This is a genomic window from Streptomyces sennicomposti, from assembly GCF_019890635.1.
GTDB lineage: Bacteria > Actinomycetota > Actinomycetes > Streptomycetales > Streptomycetaceae > Streptomyces > Streptomyces sennicomposti.
In genome coordinates this window covers 103,905-123,949 of record NZ_JAIOAB010000006.1, presented here as the reverse complement: position 1 = coordinate 123,949, position 20,045 = coordinate 103,905, and the positions used below count along the sequence as shown (strand labels likewise).

Genomic DNA, 20,045 nt, shown 5'->3' with positions numbered 1-20,045 from the left:
CCCGGTGGCACGTCAGTCGAAACCAGCCGGTAACGGGTACTTATACGGTCCGACGCATAGGTACCAGTCGGCTCATCCTACGGCCGTTCCGAACAGGCTACCGAGGGCGTACGTCACACCGGCGGCGGCACCACCCAGGACAAGCTGGCGCAAACCGCTGTACCACCAGGTGCGCGCGGTCACCTTGGCCACCACCGCGCCGCAGGCGAACAGCCCGATCAGGGCGAGCAGCACGGCCGGCCACAGCACGGTGGCGCCGAGCAGATAGGGCAGCACCGGCAGCAGGGCGCCGAGCGCGAACGAGCCGAACGACGAGACGGCGGCCACCAGCGGGGAGGGCAGGTCGCCCGGGTCGACGCCCAGTTCCTCGCGGGCGTGTATCTCCAGGGCCTGCTCGGGATCCTTGGACAGCTGCCGGGCGACCTCGCGGGCCAGGTCGGGCTCCACGCCCCGCGCCGCGTACAGTGCGGCCAGCTCGGCCTCCTCGTCCTGCGGGTGCTTGCGCAGCTCGCGCCGCTCGACGGCCAGCTCGGCCTCGACCAGCTCGCGCTGGGAGGCGACGGAGGTGTACTCGCCGGCGGCCATGGAGAAGGCGCCGGCGGCGAGGCCGGCGAGTCCGGTCAGGACGATGGTGTGCTGGCTGACCGCGCCGCCCGCGACGCCGGTCATCAGGGCGAGGTTGGAGACCAGGCCGTCCATCGCGCCGAAGACCGCCGGGCGCAGCCAGCCGCCGTTCACATCGCGGTGCGTGTGGTTGTCGCGGTGCGCCTCGTGGAGCGGCGCTTCGGTGTCGAGGATGGCCACAGGTTCCCCCAGAGTGCTTAGGCAAGGCTTTTGGACTGGTTCTACTTTTCGACAACACTCAATCTACGCCCGCGATTCCCCGCCCGCCAGCAAGGAAAGGCTCGTCTAACCTGCGCTTTTGCCGGGCGATGCTCATCCGAGACGGTATGCGCACAGATGTCGTACGGGTGATGCTGGGGGCCGCGAGGCTGCGTCGGCCGCCGCACCGGGGACACCTTCCGCAAGGGGCTCCGCCAAGGGTTCCGCGCCCGCCCGCCGGCGCCCCGGAGAGGAGAGCCCGCGATGGCATCGAGCGCCGGCGTCCCCGCGGCCCGCCTCCGCGACCGGGCGCGCGGCGCGCTGCTCGGCCTCGCCGTCGGGGACGCCCTCGGGGCGCCCGCCGAGAACCTGAAGCCCTCCGAGATCCGCGCCCGCTGGGGCCGCATCACCGGCTACGTCGCCGAGCGCCCGGCCGGCACCGACGACACCGAGTACGCCCTCTTCTCCGGCCTGCTGCTCGCCCGGCACGGCTCCGCCCTCACCCCCGCCCATGTCGAGGCCGCCTGGCACGAGCACATCGCCGACCGCGCCGAGGGCCCCTTCCGCGGCGCCGGCTTCAGCGAGCGCGGCACCCTGGAGAACCTCCGCCGGGGACTTGCCGCCCCCGTCTCCGCCCAGCACCGGCACGCCTGGAGCGACGGCCTGGCCATGCGGGCGGCGCCCTTCGGGGTGTTCGCCGCCGGACGCCCCGCCGAGGCGGCCCGCCTGGTCGCCATCGACGGCTCGGTCAGCCACGAGGGCGAGGGCATCCACGGCGGGCGGGCGGTGGCCGCCGGGGTCGCGGCGGCCATGGCGGGCGCCGCGCCGGTCGCGGTCGTCGCCGCCGCGCTCGCCGTCGTCCCCGACGACTCCTGGACCGCCCGCACCCTGCGCCGGGCCACGGCCGCCGCCCGCCGCGGCGAACGCGCGGTGCGCTCCGCCGTCGTCATCGGCGGCTACCCCTGGGCCGACCTCGCCCCGGAGGCGGTCGCCCTGGCGTTCGGCGCCTACGCCGCCGCCGACGGCGACTTCCGCGCCGCCGTCCTCACCGCGGTCAACATGGGCCGCGACGCCGACACCACGGCCGCCGTAGCGGGCGCGCTGGCCGGTGCGACGCGGGGCGTGGCCGCCGTCCCCGAGGAATGGGCGGCCGCCATCGGCCCGGCCCGCGGCAGCTGCCTGCCCTCGATGGCCGGCCGGCACGTACTGGACGTGGCGGACCTGCTGCTGACCGCGGCGGAGACCGAACGCCGCGCGGCGGGGGAACCCCGCGTGGAGGTCGTACGGCCCGTCGCCGACGCGCGCGCCGACGTCGCACGGCCCGGACCCGGTGGCGTACGGTCCGACGCCCCCGCCGACTACGTCCTCACCGCCGACGCCGCCGACGAGGGCGAGGCGGGCGCGTGAGCGGGCCGCGGCGGATCGAGGGACTGCTGCTGGGCCTCGCCGCCGGGGACGCCGCCGGCTGGCCCGCCGCCCGGCACCGGGCCGCGCGGATGCCCGAGTGGACCCGCCGCCTCACCCGCGAGCTGGACACCTTCGCCGAGCAGAACGCGACCACCACCCTGCCCGTCCCCACCGCCCTCAACCAGCCCCCCGGGCCGCTGCGCCTCGGCCCCTCCGACGACGCCGAGTGGGCGGCGTTCGCGGCCGAGGCCGTGCTGCGGGCCGGCGACGACGACGCGCTCGGCGACCTCAGCCGGGACCGCCGGGTACGGGCCGCGATCGACCTCACCTGGAACACGGTGGCCGCCGAGGTCGCGGCGGCGGCCGACCGCGCGCCCGAGATCGAGTCCGCGGTGCTGCCGCTGCGCGCCCGCATCTCCGTGCGGGCCGGTCTCGGCAACCTCGCCACCGGGCTGCGCCCGCCCGCCACCGGCCACGACAACCCCCACTACTTCGACGACGCGGCCTGCGTACGGGCCTGCGCCCTGGCCGTCGCCCACCCGGGCGATCCGCGCCGCGCCGCCGAACTCGCCGAGTTCGACGCCCGCTACACCCAGGACGGCGACGGCGTGCACGGCGCCCGGGCGATGGCGGCGGCGCTCGCGCTGGCCCTGACCGGGGCCGAGGTCGAGCACTGCGTCACCGCCGCGCTGGCCGAGCTGCCCGCGCAGACGGAGATCGGCCGCAACGCCCGGCACGCCCTCGCCCTCGCCCTCGCCGGCGAGGGCGAGAGCGAGAGCGCGTTCGCGCTGGTGCCGCTGCTGGAGCACCAGATCGTCGACCACGTCTACAGCTACGGGGTGGCCGCCGCCGAGACCGTCCCGGTCGCCCTCGCCCTGGCCGTCGCCGCGGGCGGCCGGATCGCCCACGCGCTGCCCGCCGCGGCCTGCCTGTCCCGCCTCGCCGACTCCGCCCCGGCCCTGGCGGGCGCGCTGACCGGCGCGCTGGGCGGCGGCGAGGCGGTCCCGGCCTCCTGGCGGGAGGCCTGCCGCACCCTGTCCGGCTGCGTACTCCCCCGGCTCACCGGTACCGACCTGGTGGAACTCGCCGGACTCCTGGAAGCCGCGCGACCCGCCCCACCGGGAGGATGATTCGGGCATGACCACTGAAAAGGGAGAAGAAGACCGGGGGGTCGACAGCGCTACGGAGCCGCCCGCGGCCAGCACGCGCGGCACCGTTCCGTCCGGGGGCGGCCCGCGCGGGGCTGCTGCACACGGGGCCGGTCCGTCCGGGGACGGTCCGGCCGGGGCCGGGGTGCGCGGCGCCGGTCCGGCCGAGGCGGGGATGCGCGGTGACGGTGCGTCGGGTGCCGGGCCGTGCGGGGCCGCCCCAGCCGGAGCCGGTCCCTGCGGGGGCGGTCCGCTCGGGGGCGAACCGACCCGGAACGGTCCGCGTCAGGCCGGCCCGGCCCGGGCCGCCGCACCGCACGGTCCCGGACCCCGCGAAGCCGGACCCCACGCGGCCAATCCCCGCGAAGCCGGTCCTCCCGGTGCCGGACCGGTCTGGGTCGCCTCCCGTGAGGACGGTCCGTTCGGGGCCGGGCCGCGTGGCGTCGATCCGTCCCGCGCCGGGCTGCACGGGGGCGGCCCGACCGGGGCCGGTCTCCCCGGGGACGGTCCGCGCATGGCCGGAGCGGCCTGGGCCACGCCCCGCGACGACGGGCCAGCCGGAGGCGGGGGGCGCGGTGGCGGTCCGTCGGGTGCCGGGCCGTGCGGGGCCGCCCCAGCCGGGGCCGGGATGCGCGGTGGCGGTGCGGCCGAGGCGGGGATGGGCGGTGGCGATCCGGCCGGGGCCGGTCCCTCCGGGGACGGTCCGCGCATGGCCGGAGCGGCCTGGGCCACGCCCCGCGACGGCGGCCCGGACGGGGCCGAGGGACGCGGGGAGCGGGCGGGTGGTCCCGGGCTGGGCGAGCGGATCAGCGGGGCGCTCGTCGGCGCCGCCGTCGGGGACGCGCTCGGCGGGCCCGTCGAGGGCTACTCCCCCGACCAGATCCTCCAGCGCCACGGCGGCCGGGTGTCCGGCGTCGTCGGCCCCTGGAACGGCGACGACTGGCGCACCGCCCGCCCGATCGCGCCGTACCACAAGGGCGACGGCCACGTCACCGACGACACCCTGATGACCCACGCGCTGGTACGCGTCTACGCCCGGGTCCGCGACCACCTCGACGCCTACGCGATCGCCGACCATCTCGTCCCCGACCTGATGACCGAGCCGCGCTGGATCCCCGAGCTGGAGGCGGAGGCGCTGCCCCTGCAGCGGATCTTCCTGGCGGAGAAGTGGCTGGTGGCCCGGCTGCACTACGGCCACGTCGACCCGCGCGAGGCCGGCACCGGCAACATCGTCAACTGCGGCGCCGCGATGTACATGGCCCCCGTCGGCCTGGTCAACGCGGCCAACCCGCAGGCCGCGTACGCCGAGGCGCTGGACATCGCGGGCGCCCACCAGTCGTCGTACGGACGCGAGGCGGCGGGCGTGCTGGCGGCCGCCGTGGCCGCGGCCTGCACTCCGGGCGCCACCCCCGACTCGGTCGTGACGACGTGCCTGGCGCTGGCGAAGGACGGCACCCGCGCCGCCATCGAGGCGGTGTGCGACGTGGCCCGCGACCACACCCACTTCGAGTCGGCGCTCGGTCCGCTGCGGGCGGCCGTCGCCCCGTACGACACCGTCGGCCCCGACTACCGCGCCCCCTCGCTGGGCGCCCGCCGCCCCTCCCGGCTGCACGCGATCGAGGAACTGCCCGTCGCGCTCGGCATGCTGACGGTGGCGCGCGGCGACTTCCGGCACGCCGTGCTCGGCGCGGTGAACTACGGCCGCGACTGCGACTCCATCGCGACCATGGCCGGCGCCCTGGCGGGCGCGCTCGGCTCGCCGGTCCCCGAGGCATGGGCGAAGACGGTGGCCGAGGCCAGCCGGCTGGACCTGTGGGAGCCGGCCCGCACCCTGGCCGACGTGGCCCGGGAAGTCTTCGAGAAGGACGTACGACGCCGGCGCGCCCATGAGCGGGCGTTCGCCGGGATGGGAGGCCCGGAATGCTCCGACTGACCTGGGTCCAGCCGGAGGACCTGCTCGGCCACGAACTGCGCCAGGCGGCGCAGGACGGCCGCGAGCCGAAGGCGGTGGCCGCGCGATGGCGGGCGGCCGGCGGCCCCGAGGCCCCGGCCCGTGCCGGCGCCTCGCCGGAGCCGGCCTCCCGCTATCTGCGCCTGCTGGCCGAGGACCTCCTGGACGAACTCGCCGAACTGCCGAGCAGTCTGGCGGACGCGGAACCCACGGACCTGGCCGCGATCAAGGCGCTGTGCCCCAACTGGCCTACGGCGCCCGGCACTTCGGTTACCGTGGTGCACGCCACCCCCGCCGGGTCCGGCACGCCGACGCCCACCGCGTCCGGCGCCCTCGCACCCACCGAGTCCGGCGCCACCGCACCCGCCGAGTCCGGCGCCACCGTGCCCACCACGTCCGCCGCGCTCGGCGCCACCACGTCCGCCGTTCCGCACCTCCCGGACCCGGCCCCGGACCCCGACCGGCTGGAGGCCGCCTGGCTGGGGCGGGCCGTGGGGTGTCTGCTCGGCAAGCCGGTGGAGAAGCTCCCCCTCGACGGCATCCGCCAGCTCGCCCGCGCCACCGGCAACTGGCCGCTGACCACCTGGTTCACCGCCCGGGGCGTCCCCGACGACCTGGCCGCCAGGTACCCCTGGAACCGCCGGTCCGCGGCCACCTCGCTCGCCGAGAACATCGACGGGATGCCCGAGGACGACGACCTCGACTACCCGCTGCTCAACCTGCTCCTGCTGCAGCGCCACGGCAAGGGCTTCACCACCGCCGACGTGGCCCGGCTGTGGCTGGACGAACTCCCCGCCGGCCGCGCCTTCACCGCCGAGCGCGTCGCCTACCGCAACCTCCTCCTCGGCATCGAACCACCGCGCACCGCCCGCCACCGCAATCCGTTCCGCGAGTGGATCGGCGCCCTGATCCGCGCCGACGTGCACGGCTGGACCAACCCCGGCGACCCAGCGGCGGCCGCCGAGCAGGCGCACCGGGACGCCGCCCTCACCCACACCGCGAACGGCGTCCACGCGGCCATGTTCGCCGCCGCCGTCATCGCGGCCGCGACGAGCGGCGCCCATGACGTGCACGCCTGTCTGGCCACCGGGCTGACCGTCGTGCCGCCCGGCTCCCGGCTCGCCCGCGCGGTCCGGCACGCCATCGAACTGGCCGCCGTCCACGAGGACTTCGACACCGTCGTGGACGAGCTGCACGTCGCCCACTCCGCCACCTACCACTGGGTGCACGCGGTGCCCAACACTGCCCTGATCGCCGCCGCGCTCACCCACGCGAACGGCGACTTCACCGGCTCGGTCTGCCGGGCGGTGTCCGGCGGCTGGGACACCGACTCCAACGGCGCCACCGCCGGGTCGGTCGCCGGGGCGCTGGCCGGCTCCCCGGCCGCGCTGCCCGAGCGCTGGACGGCCCCGCTGAAGAACCGGCTGGCCACGTCCATCGGCGACTTCGACGGCAGCGGCTTCGACGCCCTGGCCCGCCTCACCCATCGGGAGGCGTCCCGCCGATGACGCCGACGCCGCACCCGACCGGCACACCCGACCCGAACACCGGCCCGGACACCGGCACCCGCCCGAATTCCGGCCCCGGCCCGCACACCGGCCCCGAGCAGGGCCTCGGCCCCGGCCCGTACCCCTCGTCCGGCGCCCGCCCCGTCCCGCCCCTGGCCGGTCTGCGCGTCCTGGACCTCGCCACCCTGTTCGCCGGGCCGATCGCCGCCATGCTGCTCGGCGACTTCGGCGCCGAGGTCGTCAAGGTGGAGCATCCCGTCAAGCCCGATCCGGCCCGCGGCCACGGCCCGTCGAAGAACGGCGTCGGCCTGTGGTGGAAGCTGCTGGGCCGCAACAAGCGCGCCATCACCCTGGACCTGTCCAAGCCGGGCGGCCGCGCGACCCTGCTGCGGCTGGCCGCCGGCGCGGACGTGATCGTGGAGAACTTCCGCCCCGGCACCCTGGAGAGATGGGAACTGGGCTGGCCCGAGCTGTCGGCGGCCAACCCGCGCCTGGTCCTGGCCCGGGTCACCGGCTTCGGCCAGTTCGGCCCGTACGCGACCCGGCCCGGCTTCGGCACCCTGGCCGAGGCGATGAGCGGCTTCGCCGCGATCACCGGCGAACCGGACGCGCCGCCCGTGCTCCCGCCGTTCGGGCTCGCCGACTCCATCGCGGGCCTGGCCACGGCGTACGCGGTGCTGACCGCGCTGGCGGCCCGGGAGCGCACCGGCGAGGGCCAGATCGTGGACATGGCGATCATCGAACCGATCCTGACCGTCCTCGGCCCGCAGCCCCTGTGGTACGACCAGCTCGGCTACGTCCAGCCGCGCACCGGCAACCGCACCCAGAACAACGCCCCGCGCAACACCTACCGCACCTCGGACGGCACCTGGGTCGCCGTCTCCACCTCGGCGCAGTCGGTGGCCGAACGCGTGATGCGCCTGGTGGGCCGCCCCGAGCTGATCGAGCAGCCGTGGTTCGCGACCGGCGCGGAGCGGGCGGCGCACGCGGACGTGCTGGACGAGGCGGTCGGCGGCTGGATCGCCCGGCACACCCGCACCGAGGTGATGGCCGCCTTCGAGAAGGCCGAGGCGGCGATCGCCCCGATCCAGGACGTCCGGGACGTGATGGCCGACCCGCAGTACCAGGCCCTCGGCACCCTGGCCACGCTGTACGACCCGGAGCTGGGGCGGCTGCGGATGCAGAACGTCCTGTTCCGGCTGTCGGCGACCCCCGGCGCGATCCGCTGGGCGGGCCGGCCGCACGGCGCGGACACGGACGCGGTGCTGACCGAGCTGGGCCTCACCCCGGACGAGGTGGCCGCGCTACGGGCGGAGGGCGCCCTGTGACGCCCGCCGTCCCGTTCCCGCTGACCTGGCTCTACGCGCCCGGCGACCGCCCGCACGTGGTCGCCAAGGCCCTGGCCTCGGGCGCCGACGTGGTGGTGATCGACCTGGAGGACGCGGTCGCCCCGGACCGCAAGGAGTACGCCCGCGCCGCCACCGCCGAACTGCTCACCGAGCCGCCGCCCGTCCCGGTCCACGTCCGGGTCAACGCCCTCGACGGGCCGCTGGCCGCGGCGGACCTGGCGGCGGTGGCCCCCCAGCCGGGCCTGGCCGGACTGCGGCTGCCGAAGGTGACGTCGGCGGAGCAGATCGTACGGGTCGCCCGCCGGACGGAGGCGGCGGGCCGCCCGCCCCACGCCCCCTCCCGCGCGGAGACCCCGCCGCCCGGCCCCCACCAGGGCTGCGCCTGGGACACACCGCGAGGTCACGATCCCCATGGGGCCTTCCAGGGCCACGGTTCCGGGGCCCCGCAGGGCTACGGCCCCGAAACCGCCCGGGGCCATGGCTCCGGAACGCCACCGGACCACTCCCCCGGGCCGTCGCAGGACTACGGCCCTGGGGTCTCATCGGGCCGCGGCCCCGGGATGTCTCCGGGCCACGGCCCCGAGGCTCCGCAGGGCCACCGCTGCGGGACTTCGCCGAGTCACGGCCCCGGGCCTTCGTGGGGCCACGGCTTCCCCGGGCCGCAGGACCACGGCACCGGACTCTCGCAGGGCTGTGCCACCTGCCTCCCGCACGATCACGGTCCCGCGATACCGCCGGGCGACGGCCCACCGCCCTGGCCGGGCACGCCCCTGCCGGGCGGGGGCACGGTCCTCCCACCGGGCGGCAGCGCGCTCTCCCCGCCCGGCGACGGCTCCGGCCTCCGGCCGGGCGGCGGCGCGGCGACGGCACGCGCACCAGGACGGACCCCCGGGCCGGAAGCGTCGGCCGACGCCCCCGGTCCCCCGCTCTACGCCCTCCTGGAGAACGCCCTCGCCATCGAGCACGCCTACGCCATCGCCTCCGCGCACCCCTCGCTGCGGGGCGTCTCGATCGGCGAGGCGGATCTGCGGGCCGATCTCGGGGTGCGGCGGGACGCCGGGCTGGACTGGTGCCGGGCCCGGGTGGTCGTCGCCGCCCGCGCGGCCGGTCTCGCCCCGCCCGCCCAGTCCGTGCACCCGGACATCCGGGACCTGGAGGGGCTGGCGGCCTCCTGCGCCCGGGGCCGCGCCCTGGGGTTCCTCGGCCGTGCGGCCATCCACCCCCGCCAGCTGCCGATCATCGAACGCGCCTATCTGCCGACCGACCGCGAACTGGAGGAGGCCGAGACGATCATCAAGGCGGCCACCACCGACCGGGGCGCCCAGGCCCTCAGCGACGGCCGCTTCATCGACGCGGCGGTGGTCGCGGCGGCCCGCCGCACCCTGGCCCTGGCCCGCAGGTACTGACCGCGCCGCACCACGCGGCGCCCGCCGCACACGACGAGGGCGCCCCCGGAATCCGGGGGCGCCCTCGGCTGCCTACGATCCTGCGACGACCGGCCCTGCGACCGTCCGTCAGCCCTGCTTGGCCGACCCCGCGCCGTCCTTCAGACCGACGCCGTCCTTGACGCCGACGCCGTCCTTCAGCTCGGCCCCGTCCTCGGGATCGGCGGCCTCCGGGTCGGCGCTCTCGGCCTCCGCGGCCGGCGTCGCGGCGTCCTCGCCCTTCGAGGCGCCGTCGCTCGTACCGCCCGGCCCGGCGTCGCCCTCGGCGTCGGTGCGTGCGTCGGTGCCCGCCTCGGTGCCGGTCGTCTCACCGGCGGCGTCCGTGGCGGCGCCCGGCTCGACCTCGGTCTCCCGGCCCGGCCGCTTCTTCGAGGACACCCAGATGTAGGCCACCGCGAGGAGGAAGACGATCAGCGCGGTCCAGTCGTTCAGCCGGAGGCCGAGGATGTGGTGGGCGTCGTCCACGCGCATGTACTCGATCCAGCCGCGGCCCACACAGTACGCGGCGACGTAGAGCGCGAACGCCCGGCCGTGTCCGAGCTTGAAGCGGCGGTCTGCCCAGATGACCAGCAGGCCGACGCCGACGCACCACAGCGACTCGTACAGGAACGTCGGGTGGTAGTACCCGGGGACCCGGCCGTCCGCCGAGGAGGTGATGTGCAGCGCCCACGGAACGTGCGTCTCCCGGCCGTACAGCTCCTGGTTGAACCAGTTGCCCCAGCGGCCGATGGCCTGCGCGAAGGCGATGCCCGGCGCGACGGCGTCGGCGTAGGCGGGCATCGGGACGCCCCGGCGCCGGGCGCCGATCCACGCTCCGAGCGCGCCGAGCGCGATCGCGCCCCAGATGCCGAGGCCGCCCTGCCACACCTTGAAGGCGTCCACCCAGTCACGGCCGTCGCTGAAGTACAGCTCGTAGTCCGTGATCACGTGGTAGAGCCGGCCGCCGACCAGGCCGAACGGCACGGCCCAGACGGCGATGTCGGCGACCGTGCCGGCCCGCCCGCCCCGGGCGACCCAGCGCTTGTTGCCGAGCCAGACGGCGACGAAGACGCCGATGATGATGCAGAAAGCGTAGCCGCGCAGCGGAACGGGTCCGAGGTAGACCACTCCGTGCGACGGGCTGGGAATGTAGGCAAGTTCCATGGCAGGGTCGACGCTACCGCAGCCGGAGCCGGGCCACGGCGGGCAACCCGGCTACGGGTCCATAACAGGGGCCCGCTTCACCGGTCCGCCGCCCGCCGCCGGACGCGGTCCTCGCCGATTCCTCGCCCGTCCTTCGCCCGCCGTCCGTCCCGGGCCCCTCGTCCGTCCCGTGCGCGCCGCTCATCCCTTGCTCGCCGCCTCCACCGTCTGCTTCAGCTTGGCCGGGGTCATCGAGCGGTCCTCGATGATGTTCTTGCCGTTCAGCAGGACTGTCGGGGTGCCGGAGTAGCCGCCGGCCTGGAACGCCTTGTTGGACTTGCCGACCCAGCTGTCGTGCACACCGTCCTTGACGCACTTCTGGAAGGCGGGCGTGTCCAGGCCGTTCACCTTGCCGGCCAGTTCGATCAGCTTGCCGTTGTCCGCGAAGGCGTCGTCGGTCTCCTCGGGCTGGTTGTCGTAGAGCACGTCGTGGTAGGCGGGGAACTTGCCGGCGTCCTGCGCGCAGGCGGCGGCGTTGGCCGCGCGCAGCGAGCCGGTGCCGCCGAGGTTGCCGTCGATCAGGCGGACCAGGTGGTACTCGATGCGGAGCTTGCCCGCGCCGGTCAGCTCGTGCAACGTGGGGCGGTAGGCCGCCTCGAAGGCCTTGCAGGCCGGGCAGCGGAAGTCCTCCCACACCGTGAGCGTCGACTTCGCGCCGTCCTGGCCGACCGGGATGGCGAGGCCGTCCTTGCCGAGCGCCCCGGAGGGCGCGGCGACCGGGCCGGAGCCGGAGCCGCTCTTGCCGGCGTTCGCCGCGAGCACGCCGATCACCGTGGCCAGGCCCAGCACACAGACCACGCTCGCGGCCACGATCAGCGTGCGCCGCCGCCGCTCCGAGGCCTTCTGCTTCTCCCGCTCGACCGCCAGCCGCTGCCGGGCGGTGCGCTTTGCGTCATGGTTCTTCTCGCTCACACCACCAGAACGAACCGGGGAGGCGCATTGCGCCTCCCCGGTCCCAGGTCCACCCCTTCGGGTGATGCGATCTTGCGCTACGCCTGTCCGCGCACCCCGCGCGCCAGCTCACCGGCGAGCGTGCGGACGGCCTCGACGCCGGCCGCCTGGTCGGGGGCGTCCAGCATCCGCTTGACGAACGCCGAGCCGACGATCACGCCGTCGGCGAAGCCGGCGACCTCGGCGGCCTGCGCCGGGTTGGAGACGCCGAGGCCGACGCAGACGGGCAGGCCGGTGCCGGTGGCCCGGGTGCGCCTCACCAGGTCCTGGGCCTGCTCGCCGACGGACTCGCGGGTGCCGGTGACGCCCATCAGGGAGGCGGCGTAGACGAAGCCGGAGCCGGCCGCGGTGATCTCGGCCAGCCGGGCGTCCCTGCTGCTGGGGGCGACGACGAAGACGGTGGCGAGACCGTGCTTGTCGGCGTGCTCGCGCCACAGCGCGGACTCCTGCACCGGCAGGTCGGGCAGGATGCAGCCGGCGCCGCCCGCGTCGGCCAGTTCGGCGGTGAACCGCTCGACGCCGTAGCGGTCGATGGGGTTCCAGTAGGTCATGACGAGGACGGGCTTGCCGGTGGCCGCGTGGGCCTCGCGCACCGTCCGCATCACGTCCGCGATCCGGACGCCGCCGCGCAGGGCGATGTCGTCGGCGGTCTGGATGACGGGGCCGTCCAGGACCGGGTCGCTGTGCGGCAGGCCCACCTCGACGACGTCGGCGCCGCCGTCGAAGACGGCCTTGATCGCCTCGATGCCGCCGTCCACGGTCGGGAAGCCGGCCGGGAGGTAGGCGATGAGCGCGGAGCGGTCCTCGGCGCGGGCGGCGGCGAGGGTGTCGGTCAGCAGCTGGATGTTCCCGCTCACTTGGCGTCTCCCTCGATCTCGGCGGTGTCGGCCTGGTCGGCGGCGACCTCGGCGTCGGTGTCGTACAGCCCGAAGTAGCGGGCGGCGGTGTCCATGTCCTTGTCGCCGCGCCCGGAGAGGTTGACGACGATCAGCCCGTCCTTGCCGAGTTCCCTGCCGACCTCCAGGGCGCCGGCCAGGGCGTGGGCGCTCTCGATCGCCGGGATGATGCCCTCGGTGCGCGACAGCAGGCGCAGCGCCTGCATGGCCGCGTCGTCGGTGACCGCGCGGTACTCGCCGCGCCCGGAGTCCTTGAGGTAGGAGTGCTCGGGCCCGATGCCGGGGTAGTCGAGGCCGGCCGAGATGGAGTACGGCTCGGTGATCTGGCCCTCGTCGTCCTGGAGGACGTAGGAGCGGGAGCCGTGCAGGATGCCGGGCTCGCCGGCGGTCAGGGTGGCCGCGTGCTCGCCGGTCTCCACGCCGTGCCCGGCGGGTTCGCAGCCGATCAGGCGGACCTCCGCGTCGGGGATGAAGGCGTGGAAGAGGCCGATGGCGTTGGAGCCGCCGCCGACGCAGGCGACGGCGGCGTCGGGCAGGCGGCCGGCCTGCTCCAGGAGCTGGCGGCGGGCCTCGACGCCGATGACCCGGTGGAAGTCGCGGACCATGGCCGGGAAGGGGTGCGGTCCGGCGACGGTGCCGAAGAGGTAGTGGGTGTGGTCGACGTTGGCGACCCAGTCGCGGAACGCCTCGTTGATGGCGTCCTTCAGGGTGCGGCTGCCGGACTTCACGGCGACGACCTCGGCGCCGAGCATGCGCATCCGGGCGACGTTGAGGGCCTGCCGCCGGGTGTCGATCTCGCCCATGTAGATCGTGCAGTCCAGGCCGAACAGCGCGCAGGCGGTGGCGGTGGCGACGCCGTGCTGGCCGGCGCCGGTCTCCGCGATCACCCGCGTCTTGCCCATGCGCTGGGTGAGCAGCGCCTGGCCGAGCACGTTGTTGATCTTGTGGGAGCCGGTGTGGTTGAGGTCCTCGCGCTTGAGGAACACCCGGGCGCCGCCGGCGTGCTCGGCGAAGCGGGGCACCTCGGTCAGGGCGCTGGGGCGGCCGGTGTAGTGGACGAGCAGCTCGTCCAGCTCACGGGCGAACTCGGGGTCGGCCTTGGCCTTGTCGTACTCGACGGCGACCTCGTCCACGGCGGCGACGAGCGCCTCCGGGATGAACTTGCCGCCGTAGACGCCGAAGTAGCCCTCGGGACTGGGGACCTGACCCTCCGGGTCGGGGAAGAAGTAGTTGCTGGGCATGCCAGTACCTCACGGTGAGTGCGTGTGGAAGAACACTGTTCGCCGTGGGGGGCGGGGTTTCATCCGTCGGCCGCGCGCCGTCAGTGGCTGATCGCGGCCCTGCGGCCGAGCCGCGTGTCCGGGCACAGCCCCGCGCCCCTGGGGGCGCGGTGCCATCGGCGGCCGTTCACCTGCCCGGGCTCGTCGCCGATGACGTACCTGACACGGCGGCCGTGGACCCGGCGGGCGGGCGCGCGGCAGCCTCGGGGGCGGCAGCCGCGCGCCAGGCGGGCGTACCGGTCCACGGGGGTCATGGTCAGCGTCATCGGGGACAGCCTACCGGCAGCTCAGCCGCGGCCGTGCCGCAATGCGGGATGGGTGCCGGCCGCCACCAGGTCGGCGACCGCGGTCTTGGGGTCGCGGCCGGTGACCAGGGACTCGCCGACCAGGACCGCGTCGGCGCCGGCGTTGGCGTAGGCGATCAGGTCGTGCGGGCCGCGGACGCCGGACTCGGCGACCTTGACGATGTGGTCCGGGATCTCCGGCGCGACGCGCTCGAAGGTGTCGCGGTCGACCTCGAGGGTCTTGAGGTTGCGGGCGTTGATGCCGATGACCTTGGCTCCGGCGTCCACCGCGCGCTCCACCTCGTCCTCGTCGTGGACCTCCACGAGCGGGGTGAGTCCGATGGACACCGCGCGTTCGATCAGCGACTCCAGGGCCGGCTGGTCGAGCGCGGCGACGATCAGCAGGGCGAGGTCGGCGCCGTAGGCGCGGGCCTCCCAGAGCTGGTACGACGTGACGATGAAGTCCTTGCGCAGGACCGGGATGTCCACCCGGGCGCGGACCGCCTCCAGGTCGGCGAGCGAGCCGCCGAAGCGGCGCTGCTCGGTCAGGACCGAGATGACGGAGGCGCCGCCCGCCTCGTAGTCCGCGGCGAGTCCGGCCGGGTCGGCGATCGCGGCCAGCGCGCCCTTGGACGGGCTGGAGCGCTTGACCTCGCAGATCACCTTGACGCCGTCGCCGCGCAGCGCGGCCACACCGTCCTTGGCGGCCGGAGCCTTCGCCGCGCGCTCCTTGAGCTCTTCGAGGCTGACGCGCGCCTGCCGCTCCGAAAGGTCGGCACGGACTCCGTCGATGATCTCGTCGAGCACACTCACGCGAGCGGCCCCCTTCCAGACGGTGGGATGTTCCAGCGGGTCGGATCGGCCCCCGGCGTCCGCTTGGCGGTGAAACGGGCGGAACCGGCGGTCACTGCGATGGTATCCGCAGGACGGCGTCGGGCTCGCATCCGGTGGAGCACGGTCCCACGTCCTGGACAGCCGCCGGGCCGGGCCGAGGGACGGCGGCGGCTCCGCTCAGGGGTGGAGCGGGGCGCCGAGGGGGAGGTTGCGCAGCACGGTGAAGACGGCGAACAGGGTGAGCGCGCTCCACAGGTGGACCGGTCGCGGGTCCAGGCGCAGCCGCCTGCCGCGCGCGGCCTGGACGGTCCACGCGGTCCACACCACGGCGCAGACCAGGTAGCCGGCGACGGCCAGGGCGTTGTCGTGGAGGGCGGCGGCGAGGTCGCCGTGGACGACGGCGTGCGCGCTGCGCAGTCCGCCGCAGCCGGGGCAGTAGAGGCCGGCGTAGCGCAGCAGGGGGCAGGCGGGGTAGTGGCCGGGCTGGTTGGGGTCCACCGCGCCGACGTAGGCGAAGGCGGCGGCGACGGCGGCCAGCGCCCCGGCGGGGACGGCGAGCCGTCCGAGGAGGGACTGCTGTCCCGGCGGCAGCGCTCGGCTCTCGGCGTTCACGCCTGGCATTCTGCCCGGCGCGCCGGGCGTGCGCGCGCCCGCGGGTCCGTACGCGCGAGGGGCGGTGTCACGCCCGGCCTCGCCCCGATGCCTCGCGGCAGGGTCCGTACGCGCGCGAGGGGCGGCTGCCGGCCGCCCCTCCTGCTCGTCCCGTGCGGCTGCGCCGTACGGGTGTCAGCTCTTGGCGCCGGCCGGCTCGCCCTTGCCCGCGATCTGGTGGACGGGGTGCTCGTTCTTCTGGCCGAGGCCCATCATGCGCATGATGGCGCCGACGACACCGCCGAGCAGCACGACGCCCATGCTCGCCCAGAAACCGACCGGCTGGGCGGCCACCATGAAGGCGCCCGCGGCGCAGAAACCGATGAAGGCGATGATGACACCGGTCCAGGCGGCCGGGGTGTGACCGTGGCTGCTGCCCGCCATGACTTGCTCCTCGTTGCTTGTACGTGTCTGAGCCGGACGCTCGGGTCCATTGTCCCGTACCCGCGCACGGGAGGTGATCGGGGGTGGCTCCTTGCGCACGCGTTTCGCCGCGGCCCGCGGGCGGGCCGCGGCGCCCGGGTCAGGCGGGTCCGGTGCCGGTGGGGTCCTCGCCGCGGTCGAGGGCCTTCCACAGGTCCTCGGGACGGTCCGGGTCGACCGGGCGCGCCGCGCGGGGCCGGGGCGCGCCGGAGCGCTCGTAGCGGCCGGACATGGCGGGCCACAGGCGGCCGAAGCGCAGGGCGAGCAGACCGGCCAGCAGGATCAGGGCGCCGCCGGCCGCGGCGACGTAGGGCCAGCCGGTGTGGCCGATCGAGGCGGCGGTGGCGGCGGCGTCGCCGGAGACCTGCGCGGCCTTGCTGTCCAGGGAGCCGCTGTCGGAGGCGCCGGAGACGGCCGCGGCGATGGTGCCGGCGCCGGAGAGCGCGAGCAGGGCGGAGACCAGGAGGCGGCCGGAGCGGCGGACGGCGAAGACGGCGACGAGTGCGGCCAGGCCCACTATGGCGAGCGCCGCGGGCACGCCCGTGACGTCGCTGCCCTTGACGGTCAGGGGGAAGGCGCCGCCGGCCACCGTCGCGGTGCCCTCCGCCCAGCGCTGCCGGGACGCCAGCAGCGCCACGGCCGCGCCGAGCGCACCGCACAGCAGGGCGACGGCGAGGCTGCGGCGGCCGGACCGCGCGGGGGCGGCGGCTTCGGTACGGGGGTGAGGTACGGCAGTCACGTACTCCACTATCGCGTGAACCCGGGGCGAACCGTCACCCGGGGCTCTTTACGGGCACGTGAGATATGCCCCACCCGTCCTACCTGGCCAGCCGGTTGGCGGTGTGCACCGCGCGGAGGACGGCCGCCGCCTTGTTGCGGCATTCGGTGTCCTCGGCCTCCGGGTCGGAGTCGGCGACGATGCCGGCGCCCGCCTGGACGTGGGCGGTGCCGTCGCGCAGCACGGCGGTGCGGATGGCGATGGCGGTGTCGGAGTCGCCGGCGAAGTCGAGGTAGCCGACGCAGCCGCCGTACAGGCCGCGCCGGGAGGGTTCGAGTTCGTCGATGATCTGCAGGGCGCGCGGCTTGGGGGCGCCGGACAGGGTGCCGGCCGGGAAGCAGGCGGTGAGCACGTCGAAGGCGGTGCGGCCCGGTGCGACGCGTCCGGTCACGGTGGAGACGATGTGCATGACGTGGGAGTAGCGCTCGATGGACATGAAGTCCACGACCTCGACGGAGCCCGGTTCGCAGACCCGGCCCAGGTCGTTGCGGCCGAGGTCGACCAGCATGAGGTGCTCGGCGCGCTCCTTGGGGTCGGCGAGCAGTTCCTCGGCGAGGGCCTGGTCGCGCTGCGGGGTGGCGCCGCGCGGCCGGGTGCCGGCGATGGGGTGGACCATGGCCCGCCCGTCCTCCACCTTGACCAGGGCCTCGGGCGAGGAGCCGACGACGTCGAAGCCGTCGAAGCGCAGCAGGTACATGTACGGCGAGGGGTTGGTGGCCCGCAGCACCCGGTACACGTCCAGGGCGCTCGCGGTGCACGGCGTCTCGAAGCGCTGCGAGGGGACGACCTGGAAGGCCTCGCCGGCGCGGATGCGCTCCTTGATGTCCTCGACGGCGGCCTTGAAGTCCGCGCCGCCCCACCGGGCGGTGTACTCGGGCAGTTCGGACGGCGGGAGGGCGGCGGGCGGCTGGGGCACCGCCCTGGACAGGTCGGCCTCCATCGCGTCGAGGCGGGCGACGGCGTCGGCGTAGGCCTCGTCGACGCCGGTGTCGAGGTCGTTGTGGTTGATCGCGTTGGCGATCAGCAGCACGGTGCCGTCCCAGTGGTCGAGGACGGCGAGGTCGGAGGTGAGCAGCATGGTCAGCTCGGGGAGCTTCAGGTCGTCCCGGTCGCCGGGGCCGATCTTCTCCAGGCGGCGCACGATGTCGTAGCCGAGGTAGCCGACCATGCCGCCGGTGAAGGGCGGCAGGCCGAGGTCGTGGGCGAGGTCGCGGGGGGTGTGCAGGGCCTCGACGGTGGCCCGCAGGGCGGCCAGCGGGTCGCCCTCGACGGGGACGCCGACCGGCGGTGCGCCCTGCCAGTGGGCGCGGCCGTCCTTCTCGGTGAGGGTGGCGGCGCTGCGCACGCCGACGAAGGAGTAGCGGGACCAGGTGCGGCCGTTCTCCGCGGACTCCAGCAGGAAGGTGCCGGGGCGCTCGGCGGCGAGCTTGCGGTAGAGGGCTACGGGGGTGTCGCCGTCGGCGAGGAGCTTGCGGGTGACCGGGATGACGCGCCGGTCGGTGGCCAGCTTGCGGAACGTGTCGAGGTCCATGGCGGCAGACCCTACTGATCCGCGGCGGTCGCGGCGGAACCGGCGCCGTGCTGCGCGCGGGGCGCGGCGTCGTGGGCCACGCGGGGCGCAGGGCCGTCGTCCTTGAGGAGCACGTCGGCGTCGAAGCAGGTGCGGTCGCCGGTGTGGCAGGCGGCGCCTACCTGGTCGACCTTGACCAGCAGGGTGTCCGCGTCGCAGTCCAGGGCGACGGAGCGGACGTGCTGCACGTGGCCGGAGGTGTCGCCCTTGACCCAGTACTCGCCGCGGCTGCGCGACCAGTAGGTGCAGCGGCCGGTGGTGAGCGTGCGGTGCAGCGCCTCGTCGTCCATCCAGCCGAGCATCAGCACCTCTCCGGTGTCGAACTGCTGGGCGATCGCGGGCAGGAGTCCGTCGGCGCTGCGCTTGAGCCGCGCGGCGATCTCGGGGTCGAGGCTGCTGGGCCGGGGGGTCCCGGGCATGCTGGTCATGGGTGCCATTGTGCCGCGCGGGACGGGTGGGCGGAGGACGCCGTCCACTCAGTGGGCACGCCGGTGGACGTCGGCGGGCGGGGCGGCGGGGCCGGGTGCGGTGGCGCGGGGGACGGGTGGGCGGACCCGGTGGGTGGTCGTAGGCTGACTCCATGTCGACCTTTGCCAAGCGTGAACGGCTTCTGCTCGCCGACCTCTTGGAGACCGCCGGTCCGGAGGCGCCGACCCTGTGCGAGGGGTGGCGCACCCGTGATCTGGCCGCGCACGTGGTGGTGCGCGAACGGCGTCCCGACGCGGCCGGCGGCATGTTCATCAAGCCGCTGGCGGCCCGTCTGGACAAGGTGCAGGAGGAGTACGCGGCCAAGCCGTACGAGGAGCTGATCCAGCTGATCCGCACCGGCCCGCCGCGGTTCTCCCCCTTCCAGCTCAAGCAGGTCGACGAGGCGGCCAACACCGTCGAGTTCTACGTCCACGCCGAGGACGTGCGGCGGGCGCAGCCGGACTGGGCGCCGCGGGAGCTGGACCCGGTCTTCCAGGAGACCCTGTGGTCGCGGCTGGAGCGCACCGCCCGGATGCTCGGCCGGGGCATCCCGACCGGCCTGGTGCTGCGCCGCCCCAACGGCCAGACGGCGGTCGCGCACCGGGGCACCCCGGTGGTGACGGCGACCGGCGAACCGTCGGAGCTGCTGCTGTTCGCCTTCGGCCGGCAGAGCGCGGCCAAGGTGGAACTGGAGGGCGAGCAGACGGCCATCACCCAGGTCTCGGAGACGAACCGCCTCGGCTTCTGAGCGACCACCTGCCCGATTCGGCCCGACCGGCCCCGGCGCGCCCACCCCTGCGGCCCGGGCGGCACCCACGGGGCGGCGGCCTGCTCGCTCGGCCCCGAGCGCCGGCGACGGGCGCTGCCCGGAGCCGAGCGGCGGCGACGAGCGCAGCCGGGCTGCCAACTGCCCGCACACGGCCGCACCGGCGCGACCGGGGCCGCCCCGGCCCGGCAGTCAGCTACGGGCCCAACCCGCGCACCACCCCCGCCAGGATCACGCGGAGCCGGCCCGGAGGCCCCGTCTCCGAGTGGAAGCCGACTCCCCGGGCGCAGCCCAGAAGCCAACCGCCCGCACACGACCGAAACGGCGCGAGC

18 protein-coding genes and 2 pseudogenes are annotated in these 20,045 nt (G+C 75.5%); 8 read left to right on the top strand and 12 right to left on the bottom strand.

Translation table 11 applies throughout. The features are described from left to right. Positions 1-72 precede the first annotated feature (72 nt). Positions 73-804 (bottom strand): VIT1/CCC1 transporter family protein, encoded by a 732-nt coding sequence (locus K7787_RS05905; protein WP_223000685.1) that lies wholly within the window; start codon positions 802-804, stop codon positions 73-75. A 282-nt stretch (positions 805-1,086) separates the two neighbouring features. Here K7787_RS05905 and K7787_RS05900 point away from each other — a divergent pair, with 282 nt between their 5' ends. From K7787_RS05900 to K7787_RS05870, 7 genes and pseudogenes are all read left to right on the top strand, one after another. Continuing rightward, positions 1,087-2,229 carry an ADP-ribosylglycohydrolase family protein gene (locus K7787_RS05900; protein ID WP_223000684.1) on the top strand — a complete coding sequence of 381 codons (1,143 nt, stop codon included), beginning with the start codon at positions 1,087-1,089 and terminating at the stop codon, positions 2,227-2,229. After that, on the top strand, positions 2,226-3,359 hold the full coding sequence (locus K7787_RS05895; protein WP_223000683.1) for an ADP-ribosylglycohydrolase family protein: 1,134 nt from the start codon (positions 2,226-2,228) through the stop codon (positions 3,357-3,359). Before K7787_RS05900 ends, K7787_RS05895 begins: the two co-directional genes overlap by 4 nt. A 727-nt stretch (positions 3,360-4,086) precedes the next feature. After that, the gene (locus K7787_RS05890) at positions 4,087-5,310 is read left to right on the top strand and encodes an ADP-ribosylglycohydrolase family protein (RefSeq protein ID WP_247720573.1); all 1,224 of its coding nucleotides are present in this window, start codon (positions 4,087-4,089) and stop codon (positions 5,308-5,310) included. Continuing rightward, positions 5,298-6,836 carry an ADP-ribosylglycohydrolase family protein gene (locus tag K7787_RS05885; protein WP_223000682.1) on the top strand — a complete coding sequence of 513 codons (1,539 nt, stop codon included), beginning with the start codon at positions 5,298-5,300 and terminating at the stop codon, positions 6,834-6,836. The genes K7787_RS05890 and K7787_RS05885 overlap by 13 nt, the downstream gene beginning before the upstream one ends. Next, entirely contained in the window at positions 6,833-8,164 is a 1,332-nt protein-coding gene (locus tag K7787_RS05880; protein WP_247720572.1) for a CaiB/BaiF CoA transferase family protein, read from the top strand. The genes K7787_RS05885 and K7787_RS05880 overlap by 4 nt, the downstream gene beginning before the upstream one ends. Next, positions 8,161-8,514: pseudogene (locus tag K7787_RS05875) on the top strand (aldolase/citrate lyase family protein); the annotation flags it as partial. The gene K7787_RS05880 and the pseudogene K7787_RS05875, both read left to right, overlap by 4 nt. A 585-nt stretch (positions 8,515-9,099) precedes the next feature. Then, positions 9,100-9,591, top strand: a pseudogene (locus K7787_RS05870) (aldolase/citrate lyase family protein); the annotation flags it as partial. 108 nt (positions 9,592-9,699) lie between these two features. Here the strand turns inward: K7787_RS05870 and lgt are convergent. From lgt to hisI, 11 genes are all read right to left on the bottom strand, one after another. Beyond that, positions 9,700-10,773 carry a prolipoprotein diacylglyceryl transferase gene (gene lgt, locus K7787_RS05865; RefSeq protein WP_223000681.1) on the bottom strand — a complete coding sequence of 358 codons (1,074 nt, stop codon included), beginning with the start codon at positions 10,771-10,773 and terminating at the stop codon, positions 9,700-9,702. A 180-nt stretch (positions 10,774-10,953) separates the two neighbouring features. Continuing rightward, a complete protein-coding gene (locus K7787_RS05860) occupies positions 10,954-11,724 on the bottom strand; it encodes a DsbA family protein (RefSeq protein WP_223000680.1) in 771 nt (256 codons plus the stop codon). A gap of 77 nt (positions 11,725-11,801) precedes the next feature. Continuing rightward, the gene (gene trpA, locus K7787_RS05855; protein ID WP_009188061.1) at positions 11,802-12,620 is read right to left on the bottom strand and encodes a tryptophan synthase subunit alpha; all 819 of its coding nucleotides are present in this window, start codon (positions 12,618-12,620) and stop codon (positions 11,802-11,804) included. Next, positions 12,617-13,900 (bottom strand): tryptophan synthase subunit beta, encoded by a 1,284-nt coding sequence (gene trpB / locus K7787_RS05850; protein WP_223000679.1) that lies wholly within the window; start codon positions 13,898-13,900, stop codon positions 12,617-12,619. The genes trpA and trpB overlap by 4 nt, the downstream gene beginning before the upstream one ends. An 80-nt stretch (positions 13,901-13,980) precedes the next feature. After that, entirely contained in the window at positions 13,981-14,205 is a 225-nt protein-coding gene (gene trpM, locus K7787_RS05845) for a tryptophan biosynthesis modulator TrpM (protein ID WP_019984363.1), read from the bottom strand. Between the two features lie 21 nt (positions 14,206-14,226). Further along, complete coding sequence (gene trpC, locus K7787_RS05840; RefSeq protein ID WP_027758495.1) at positions 14,227-15,036, bottom strand: indole-3-glycerol phosphate synthase TrpC; 810 nt, start codon at positions 15,034-15,036, stop codon at positions 14,227-14,229. A 198-nt stretch (positions 15,037-15,234) separates the two neighbouring features. After that, a complete protein-coding gene (locus tag K7787_RS05835) occupies positions 15,235-15,678 on the bottom strand; it encodes a DUF2752 domain-containing protein (protein WP_164390017.1) in 444 nt (147 codons plus the stop codon). 165 nt (positions 15,679-15,843) lie between these two features. Further along, a complete protein-coding gene (locus K7787_RS05830; protein ID WP_019984366.1) occupies positions 15,844-16,092 on the bottom strand; it encodes an HGxxPAAW family protein in 249 nt (82 codons plus the stop codon). Between the two features lie 139 nt (positions 16,093-16,231). After that, on the bottom strand, positions 16,232-16,879 hold the full coding sequence (locus K7787_RS05825) for a TIGR02234 family membrane protein (protein WP_020657176.1): 648 nt from the start codon (positions 16,877-16,879) through the stop codon (positions 16,232-16,234). 70 nt (positions 16,880-16,949) lie between these two features. Beyond that, on the bottom strand, positions 16,950-18,440 hold the full coding sequence (locus tag K7787_RS05820) for an anthranilate synthase component I (RefSeq protein WP_164387435.1): 1,491 nt from the start codon (positions 18,438-18,440) through the stop codon (positions 16,950-16,952). A gap of 11 nt (positions 18,441-18,451) precedes the next feature. After that, on the bottom strand, positions 18,452-18,907 hold the full coding sequence (gene hisI / locus K7787_RS05815) for a phosphoribosyl-AMP cyclohydrolase (protein ID WP_372456610.1): 456 nt from the start codon (positions 18,905-18,907) through the stop codon (positions 18,452-18,454). Positions 18,908-19,059: 152 nt separating this feature from the next. Here hisI and K7787_RS05810 point away from each other — a divergent pair, with 152 nt between their 5' ends. Further along, on the top strand, positions 19,060-19,695 hold the full coding sequence (locus tag K7787_RS05810; RefSeq protein ID WP_019984370.1) for a TIGR03085 family metal-binding protein: 636 nt from the start codon (positions 19,060-19,062) through the stop codon (positions 19,693-19,695). Positions 19,696-20,045: the final 350 nt, after the last annotated feature.

Bases quoted from the DNA above. Each gene is read 5' to 3' on its own strand.
- K7787_RS05900 (WP_223000684.1), top strand. From the start codon at position 1,087: ATGGCATCGAGCGCCGGCGTCCCCGCGGCCCGCCTCCGCGACCGGGCG.
- K7787_RS05890 (WP_247720573.1), top strand. From the start codon at position 4,087: ATGGCCGGAGCGGCCTGGGCCACGCCCCGCGACGGCGGCCCGGACGGG.
- K7787_RS05885 (WP_223000682.1), top strand. From the start codon at position 5,298: ATGCTCCGACTGACCTGGGTCCAGCCGGAGGACCTGCTCGGCCACGAA.
- K7787_RS05880 (WP_247720572.1), top strand. From the start codon at position 6,833: ATGACGCCGACGCCGCACCCGACCGGCACACCCGACCCGAACACCGGC.
- lgt (WP_223000681.1), bottom strand. From the start codon at position 10,773: ATGGAACTTGCCTACATTCCCAGCCCGTCGCACGGAGTGGTCTACCTC.
- trpB (WP_223000679.1), bottom strand. From the start codon at position 13,900: ATGCCCAGCAACTACTTCTTCCCCGACCCGGAGGGTCAGGTCCCCAGT.
- trpM (WP_019984363.1), bottom strand. From the start codon at position 14,205: ATGACGCTGACCATGACCCCCGTGGACCGGTACGCCCGCCTGGCGCGC.
- K7787_RS05835 (WP_164390017.1), bottom strand. From the start codon at position 15,678: ATGCCAGGCGTGAACGCCGAGAGCCGAGCGCTGCCGCCGGGACAGCAG.
- K7787_RS05830 (WP_019984366.1), bottom strand. From the start codon at position 16,092: ATGGCGGGCAGCAGCCACGGTCACACCCCGGCCGCCTGGACCGGTGTC.
- K7787_RS05820 (WP_164387435.1), bottom strand. From the start codon at position 18,440: ATGGACCTCGACACGTTCCGCAAGCTGGCCACCGACCGGCGCGTCATC.
- hisI (WP_372456610.1), bottom strand. From the start codon at position 18,907: ATGACCAGCATGCCCGGGACCCCCCGGCCCAGCAGCCTCGACCCCGAG.
- K7787_RS05810 (WP_019984370.1), top strand. From the start codon at position 19,060: ATGTCGACCTTTGCCAAGCGTGAACGGCTTCTGCTCGCCGACCTCTTG.